This window comes from Actinocorallia lasiicapitis (genome assembly GCF_054778695.1).
Genome location: NZ_BAAGZI010000308.1, coordinates 1 through 7,260 on the forward strand (window position 1 = coordinate 1; position 7,260 = coordinate 7,260).

The 7,260-nt window shown below is 71.8% G+C and carries 5 protein-coding genes and 1 pseudogene; 3 read left to right on the plus strand and 3 right to left on the minus strand.

From position 1 onward, the window contains the following. The 3 genes from ACYVE7_RS25715 to ACYVE7_RS25725 all read left to right on the plus strand — a co-directional run. Positions 1–650 (plus strand): FAD-dependent oxidoreductase (locus ACYVE7_RS25715; protein ID WP_460368002.1); only part of this gene is annotated, 650 nt, incomplete at its 5' end. 164 nt (positions 651–814) lie between these two features. Beyond that, entirely contained in the window at positions 815–2,626 is a 1,812-nt protein-coding gene (locus tag ACYVE7_RS25720) for a class I SAM-dependent methyltransferase (protein ID WP_460368004.1), read from the plus strand. Positions 2,627–2,685: 59 nt separating this feature from the next. After that, on the plus strand, positions 2,686–3,459 hold the full coding sequence (locus ACYVE7_RS25725; protein WP_460368005.1) for a VOC family protein: 774 nt from the start codon (positions 2,686–2,688) through the stop codon (positions 3,457–3,459). A gap of 1 nt (position 3,460) precedes the next feature. On the opposite strand, the gene ACYVE7_RS25730 is transcribed toward ACYVE7_RS25725, so the two are convergent. The 3 genes and pseudogenes from ACYVE7_RS25730 to ACYVE7_RS25740 all read right to left on the minus strand — a co-directional run. Then, on the minus strand, positions 3,461–4,930 hold the full coding sequence (locus ACYVE7_RS25730; RefSeq protein WP_460368007.1) for a carboxylesterase/lipase family protein: 1,470 nt from the start codon (positions 4,928–4,930) through the stop codon (positions 3,461–3,463). Between the two features lie 7 nt (positions 4,931–4,937). Continuing rightward, on the minus strand, positions 4,938–7,067 hold the full coding sequence (locus ACYVE7_RS25735) for a bifunctional polysaccharide deacetylase/glycosyltransferase family 2 protein (protein ID WP_460368009.1): 2,130 nt from the start codon (positions 7,065–7,067) through the stop codon (positions 4,938–4,940). Next, positions 7,064–7,260 (minus strand): annotated as a pseudogene (locus ACYVE7_RS25740) (hypothetical protein); the annotation flags it as partial. The pseudogene ACYVE7_RS25740 and the gene ACYVE7_RS25735, both read right to left, overlap by 4 nt.

Below are 7,260 nucleotides of genomic sequence, written 5' to 3' on the forward strand. Positions count from 1 at the left end.
GCCACGCCGCGGACGCCGACGTGGTCGGTTCGGCGGAGGCGTTCGACCGGCTGGTGGTCTGCGCCGGGCTGCAGAGCGACCGGGTCGCGCGGCTGGCCGGCTACTCGCCCGCGCCCGCGATCCTGCGGTTCCGCGGCGAGTACTACCGGCTGCGCTCCCCCGAGCTGGTGCGCGGGCTGATCTATCCGGTGCCCGATCCGCGCTACCCGTTCCTCGGGGTCCACTTCACCCGGCGGGTGGACGGCAGCGTCGACATCGGCCCGAACGCGGTGCTGGCGACGGCCCGCGAAGGCTACCGGCGGCGCGATCTGAACCCGCGCGACCTGTGGGAGACCGTGCGGTGGCCGGGGTTCCCGGCGCTGGCCGGGCGGCACTGGCGGACGGGCGTCAAGGAGCTGTACGGGTCGCTGTCGAAGCGGGCGTTCGTCCGCGAGGCCCGAACCTTCGTGCCCGAACTGGCCGCCGGTGACGTCCTGCCCGCGCCGGCCGGGGTGCGGGCCCAGGCCGTGGACTCCGACGGCTCGCTCGTCGACGATTTCCGGCTCGGCCGGATCGGGCCGGTGCTGACGGTCCGTAACGCACCGTCGCCGGGCGCCACCTCCTCGCTGGCCATAGCAGAGCACGTGGTGGATCTGCTCCTCAAGGAATGACGCTTTACAGATCCGGGTTTTCGTCAATCAGATCGCCTTTTTGTAAGGAAGTTCATAAACCCGAGATACCAAGTGGCTCATGCCACGCTCTAGCTCGTAGGGACAACCCGTCAGTAACTTCGGTCAGAGTTTCTGGTGGAATTGCGAAGTTGGTGGGGGCAACGATGAAGCGCGTGCTCGGGCTGATCGCCGCGGGGCTGGTCGTGGACGCCGTCCGGCTCCGGCGGAGAGCCGAGAAACTCCACCGCCTGCCCGTCCCCGGGCCGGGCGCCGGAGCGGACGACGACGGCTACCTGCTGGTGACGCGGGCCGGTCTGCGGGTCTCCGCCCAGGTGCGGGCCGCCGCCGTCGCCCATGCGACGGAGCAGGGCCTGGACGTCCTGGAACTGGTGCCGGCCCGGCTCGACACGGCCAGGGCACTGGAGCTGGCGCGGCGGCTCGACCCCGCCACCTACCGGCGGGACCGTGCGGCGCTCGGCGTCAGCGGCGGCCACGCCCTGCTGGTCTCCGCCGACCTGCTGCGGCGGGCCGAGGTGAGCCGCTGGCACGACCTGGACGCCGACGATCTCGACGGGCTGTCCGTCCGGTTGAAGAAGTACGCCTCCACCAGCACCGACGTCGTCGTCGTGGACGGGCTGACCGTGCGGAGCTGCCCGCCGAGCCAGCGCCGCGCCATCCTGCGCCGCCGCTACACCGGTGACCTGCCCGTCCAGCAGGCCGCCTGGATCGTGGCGCTCGCCGGGCTCGGGCTGGCCGCCGCGAGCCGTCCCAAATGGGGGGCCGCCGTGCTGGCCGCCGCCGCCGCGCACCCCTACCTGGCCACCTCCGGCACCCCGCTCACCCCGGACGACCTGCACAAGTTCGCGCTGTTCCGTGTGTTCGGCGCCCCCTACCGGGCGATCAGCGTGGCCACCGCCCCCGAGGCCGAGGACCCGGCCGCCGAGAAGGCCCGCCAGTCCTACGCCGCCGATCTGGAACGCGGCACCAGCAGGTTCTTCGAGGAACGCGCCACCGCCTGCCCGTGGTGCGGCTCCCCCGCGCTGACCCCGCTGCTCACCAGCCGCGACTACCAGCAGCGCAAGCCCGGCGTGTTCACCCTGGACCGTTGCGAATCCTGCGACCACGTCTTCCAGAACCCGCGGCTCAACCTCGACGGCCTCGACTTCTACTACCGCGACTACTACGACGGCCTGGGCGAACCCGAGGTCGAACGCGGTTTCCGGCTCTCCGCCGACCACTACCGGCAGCGCGCCGAGATGCTGCGCGGCCACACCACGCCGAAGTCGTGGCTGGACGTCGGCGGCGGCCACGGCCACTTCTGCAACGCCGCCCGCGACACCTGGCCCGACACCGTCTTCGACGTGCTCGACATGAACGGCACCAGCATCGCGGAGGCCGAACGCCAGGGCTGGGTCGACACCGCCCACCACGGGCTGTTCCCCGAGCTGGCCGGGCATCTCGTCGGCCGGTACGACGTGGTGAGTATGCACCACTATCTGGAGCACACCCTCGATCCCGGCGTCGAGCTGGACGCGGCGGCGGCCGTGCTGCCGGAGGGCGGCCATCTGCTGATCGAGGTGCCGGACCCCGAATCGCCCGTCGCCCGCTGGGTGGGCCGCTGGTGGCACAACTGGTTCCAGCCGCAGCACCTGCACTTCGTGCCGCTGGACAATCTGACCGCGGCGCTGGAGCGGCGCGGCTTCGAGGTCCTCGACGTGCACCGCGCCGAAGCCCACCAGCAGCTCGACCTGCTGATGGTCGTGCTGCTGATGCTGAACCGGCTGCTGCCCTCCCCGCACCGGCCGTGGCTGAACGTCCGGCATCCCCGGCTGGCCTGGGCGGCGCGGATCACCGGCTATCTGGCGGCGGCCCCCGTCATCGCCGCCGCGACCGTCGCCGACCACGCCATCTACCCGATCCAGCGCAGGACCGGCGCCGTCGGCAACACCTACCGGGTGCTGGCCCGCAAGCTCTAGTCCAACGTTTTACCCGGAGGCACTGACAGAACACCGGTCCTGGTCTGAGGATGGGTGGTATGGCAGACAGAGATTCCTATGCGCCGGGGATGCCGTGCTGGGTGGACTACTCGGCGAAGGACCGGTTCGCGGCCGCTGACTTCTACGAGAAGCTCTTCGGCTGGGAGACGTTCTGGGAGCAGGATCCCGAAGCGGGCGGGTACGGGCAGTTCGCGCTGCGGGGCCGGCGGGTCGCCGGGATCGGCCCGCAGGCCGCCGAGGGGATGCCCGCGATGTGGAACACCTATGTCGCCACCGACGACGCGGAGGCGACGGCGGCCCGGGTGCTGGCGGCGGGCGGGCAGCTCGTGGTGCCCGCCATGCAGGTGTTCAAGGCCGGGAAGATGGCCGGGTTCCTCGACCTCGAGGGCGCGTTCATCATGGTCTGGGAGGCGATCGACCATCCCGGCTCCGGGATCGTCGGCGAGCCGAACACCTACGCCTGGAGCGAGCTGAACACCCGCGACCCCGACAAGGCGCTCGCCTTCTACCCCGACGTGTTCGGCTGGACGCCCGAGGGCGGCCCCGAGTACACCGAGTTCAAGCTGGACGGGGTGTCGCAGGCGGGGCTGATGCGGATGCCGGAGGCGATGCCGGCGAGCGTGCCGCCGTTCTGGCTGGTCTACTTCGACGTCGCGGACGTGGACCGGGCCGTCGCGAAGGCCGTCGATCTGGGGGCCGAGCAGGTCAGCCCGTTCATCGACAGCCCCGCGGGCCGGCTCGCCGTGCTCGGCGACCCGCAGGGCGCGGCGTTCGCGCTGATCGCGCTCGCGCCGCACCTGGCGGGCGGCTGACTCAGCGGTCGGGGCAGAGCTTCCGCTCGTCGGCCCTGGGGTCGGCCGTCAGGGCCGGTTCGACGTCGAAGACCTGGACGGTCCTGGCCTCGTCGTAGCGCGGCCAGCCGGGGTCGCCGGTCTTGGCGAACGCCACCCACGCGGCGTGCATGGTGTCGGCGAGGGCCTGCGGCGGGTTCGGGCCGACCAGCCCGCGGCCCTCGGTGGAGGCCAGGGCGTCGAAGACGAAGCCGAGCTCCAGCGCGTGACACGCCTTCAGCGGCGCGGGCACGTCCTGCGCGCCGGAGTTCCAGGCGAACTCGTACATCCACGTGTTGTGCGGTTTGGCCTCGGCGAGCCGGATCGCCGGCACCCGGAAGAACCAGTCGGTGATGACCGCCGACATGATGTCGCCCGGCTTGGCGCCGGGCCGGTTCGCCTGGTAGGTCTCGGCGGTGCCCGGCTCGATGCCCATGGTGGCGAGCAGCCCGGTGACCAGCTCCACGTTGAGCAGGTCGACCATCCCCGACGGGGCGAGGTACAGCCGGAACTCGTCGCTGTTGGTGCCGGTGAGCAGCGGGATGTCGCGGCCCGCGCCGTCGCGGACGGCGTCGATGGGGCGGCGGGTGAACAGCTCGGCGTCCAGGACGGGCATGAACGGCATTCCGCCCTGGACGGTCGAGTAGCCCCAGCGTCCGGGGTCGGGCACCGCGCCGATCTCCGCCTGGACCTCGGCCTGCACCTCGACGATCCGTTCCGGTGTGATCTCGGCGAGCCCTTCGGCCGTCGGCTCGACGCCCAGCCGCCGGGCCAGCTCCGCGGTGACCTTCAGCGCGTCCTCGGGAAGCTGGGCGATGTGCCCGGCGCCCGACTGGGCGATGGCCCGGTGGAACAGCCCGAGGTCGAGGGAGAGCAGCGTCGCGACACTCATCCCGCCCGCCGATTCGCCGAACACCGTGACCTGTTCGGGGTCGCCGCCGAACGCCGCGATGTTGTCGCGCACCCATTCCAGGGCGGCGATCTGGTCGAGCAGCCCCCGGTTGCGGGGCGCGCCGGGGAGTTCCGCGAACCCCTCCACGCCGAGCCGGTAGTTGATCGTCACGCAGACCACGCCGTCGCGGGCGAAGGTGCCGCCGTCGTAGACGGGTACGGAGCCCGAGCCGTTGCGGAACGCCCCGCCGTGCACCCAGACCAGGACCGGCAGCCCTTCGGCGTCGCGCGGCGCCCAGACGTTCAGGTTCAGGCACTCCTCGCCGGGAAGGTCCACTTCGGGGAGCAGCGCGTACAGCGGTGGCCGGTAGGGCGCCTTCGGCACGGTGGGCCCGTACTCCAGCGCGTCCCGCACCCCGTCCCAGGGCACGACGGGCGCGGGCGCCCGGAACCGGTGCTCCCCGAACGGCGCCGCCGCGAACGGAATCCCGAGGAACCGGGCCACCCCGTCCGCCACCCGGCCCCGCACCTTGCCGTACACCGTACTGACGATCAGATCCATCAGCCCATCATAGAAACGCCCCGGTCCGCTGGCCAGAGAGGTTGGTTGCCGGCACATCCTCGAAGGTCCCGGTCCTGCGGATGGTCTGCCAGCGCAGCCGCGCCCCGAGCACCGCCGTCACCAGCGACTGGATGACCACCAGATACATGAGCTGCCGGTAGACGATCTGCTGGAGCGGGAGGGTCCACAGCGGCCGCACCGGCTCCTTGTCCAGGTAGAGCGCGTAGGCCCCGGCCGCCATCTGGCCGACGACGAACACCAGCCACATCGCGATCGTGTGCAGCGGATCGAGGAACAGCAGACCGTAGACCGCGAACAGGTCCACGGCGGGCGCGATCAGCGGCAGCAGCACCTGGAAGACCATCAGATAGGTCAGGCAGCGGCGGCCGAACGGCTCCTTGAGCGAGGCGCGGTGCTTCCACATCGCCTGCATCGTCCCGTAGCACCAGCGGTAACGCTGCCGCCAGAGCTGCCGGAGGCTCGCGGGCGCCTCGGTCCAGGCGATCGCGTTCTCCTCGTAGACGACGCGCCGTCCCGACCTGGCGACGGCCATGGTCAGATCGGTGTCCTCGGCGAGGGTGTCGTCGCTGACCCCGCCGACCGCGGCGAGGGCGTCCGCGCGGAACGCGCCGATCGCGCCCGGGACGGTCGGCATACATTCCAGCAGGTCGAACATGCGCCGGTCGAGGTTGAAGCCGATCACGTACTCGATGTGCTGCCAGCGGCCGAGGATCCCGCCCCGGTTGGCGACCTTGGTGTTGCCGCTGACCGCGCCGACCACGGGGTCGGTGAACGCCTTGACGAGCTGCCGGAGCGTGTCGCGCTGGAAGACGGTGTCGCCGTCCACCATGACCAGGATCTCGCCGCGTGCCTGCTCGATGCCCGCGTTCAGCGCCGACGGCTTGCCGCCGTTGGCCTTGCGGATCAGCCGGACGCCTGGCACCCGCAGCGCGTCGACGATCTCGGCGGTCCGGTCGGTGGAGCCGTCGTCCACGACGAGGATCTCCAGCGGCCCCTGGTAGTCGGTGTCCATCAGCGAACGGACGGACGCCGCGATCCCGGCCTCCTCGTTGAACGCCGGGACGATCACCGTGAGCGGCGGCTGGACGGGGTCACGGCCGCGACCCGGCCGCCTGCCCCGGACGCTCCGCACATGCAGATGGGCGAAGACCAGCAGGAACAGCAGGCGCGCCACACAGAGGACACCGGCGATCCCGAACAGCACCGACAGCGCGCCGACCAGCCATCCGGAGAACTGCTGGCTGCGCACCAGCACCGTGCCGAACGCCTTCTCCCGGGCCGACGCCGCGACCTCGGCCTTCGGCAGCCCCAGCCCGCCGGTCAGCGTGGTGAACCGGTAGCCCTGCGGCTGCAGCGTGGTGATGATCTGCTCGACGGCCGCGACGGTTCCGGCCCGGTCGCCGCCCGAGTCGTGCAGCATGATGATCGCGCCCTCGCCCTGCCGGCTCGCGGTGGTGGCGGCCGCGACCATCCGGTCGACGGGCGGCCTGCTCCAGTCCTCGGTGTCGCGGTCGGTGAGGACGACCAGATAGCCCTGCGCACCGGCGACCTGGGCGGCCCGCCACTGGTCGCCGGTGGTGCCCTCGGGGGTCGCCGAGTACGGCATCCGCATCAGCCTGGTCTTGACGCCCGCCGCGCCCGCGAGCGCCCGCTGGGTCAGCGACAGCTCGGTACGGATCCGGACATCGGAGGACGCGGCCAGATCGGCATGGGTATAGGTGTGGTTGCCGAGCTCGTGGCCTTCGGCGAGGGTCCGGCGGACGATCCCCGGCTCCTGCGCCACATGGCTGCCGACCACGAAGAACGTGGCCTTGGCGTCGTGCCTTTTCAGGACGTCGAGGATCTCGGGGGTCCACTCGGCGTCCGGGCCGTCGTCGAAGGTCAGTGCGATGGTCTTGGCGGGCAGCCGCGCCGACTGGGTGCGGTGGCCGTCGGTCTTGATCACGGGGCCGCCGGACGTCACGGAAGCGGGGGTCTCGGCGGTGGCGGCGGGGTTCTCGCGCGGGCCTTCGCCGACGGCGCCGTGGACGAAGCCGTCCATCAGCAGCACGCAGGCCAGGAGGAGACCGCCGAGCGCCAGCAGGAACCAGTGGGCTCGGGGGTCGCGCGGCTTCACGGCCGGTTCTTGTTCTTCTTGTCCTGGCCGGGCGGGGCGGTGGGCTTGTTCCCGTGCTCCTGCCCCTGGTCAGGGGTCTGCGTGGGGGTGGCGGCGGGGGTCGTCGTCGGCCGGGGCGTCGTGGTCGGCGGCTGGCGTGCCGAAGGCGGCCGCTGGGTGAAGGACGGCTGGACGGCCCAGTTCGACAGCAGCC

Coding starts and splice junctions, on each gene's coding strand:
- ACYVE7_RS25730 (WP_460368007.1), bottom strand. CDS start 4,930: ATGGATCTGATCGTCAGTACGGTGTACGGCAAGGTGCGGGGCCGGGTG.
- ACYVE7_RS25725 (WP_460368005.1), top strand. CDS start 2,686: ATGGCAGACAGAGATTCCTATGCGCCGGGGATGCCGTGCTGGGTGGAC.
- ACYVE7_RS25720 (WP_460368004.1), top strand. CDS start 815: ATGAAGCGCGTGCTCGGGCTGATCGCCGCGGGGCTGGTCGTGGACGCC.